1 protein-coding gene and 1 pseudogene are annotated in these 524 nt (G+C 46.9%); both read left to right on the top strand.

The genetic code is table 11. The annotated features are described in order from the left end of the window. Positions 1 to 239 (top strand): annotated as a pseudogene (locus R7Z50_RS30965) (chemotaxis protein); the annotation flags it as partial. Between the two features lie 118 nt (positions 240 to 357). Continuing rightward, positions 358 to 524: peptidylprolyl isomerase (locus tag R7Z50_RS30960; RefSeq protein WP_318150210.1), on the top strand; the 167-nt coding region annotated here is incomplete at its 3' end.

Raw genomic sequence — 524 nt, 5'->3', positions numbered from 1 at the left:
CGGTTGCGTTGCAAGACATTCAAGCAGCGATTGCCAACATTATGGACATGAACACGCTGATCGCCACTGCAACCGAAGAACAGAGCCAAGTGGGACAAGAAATCTCTCAACGTGTTGAGGTCATTTCGCAGCAAAGTAGTCAATCGGCAAGCCTTGCCAACCAAAACCGCTCGGGAAGCCAAAACCTCAATCACAAAGCCAACGAGCTCTACGACTTGGTTGGTCGTTTCACGGTTTAATCTAACAGGCTAACCGACAAATAAAAACAGCGACGCCATGACGTCGCTGTTTTTGTTACGGCCTAGAAACGACTTCGCTATAATGCCGCCAACTTAGCACCCACAAGGGCAAATCGACATGATTATTATGACCACCAATTTCGGTGACATCGAAATTGAACTGAACTTGGAACGAGCGCCAGTAAGCTCAAAAAACTTCAAAAAATACTGTGAAGATGGCTTCTACAACGGCACGATTTTCCACCGCGTTATCGACGGTTTTATGATTCAAGGTGGCGGTCACAC

It is taken from the genome of Vibrio sp. 1249-1 (genome assembly GCF_033340495.1).
This window is presented reverse-complemented; position numbering and strand designations above follow the sequence as displayed.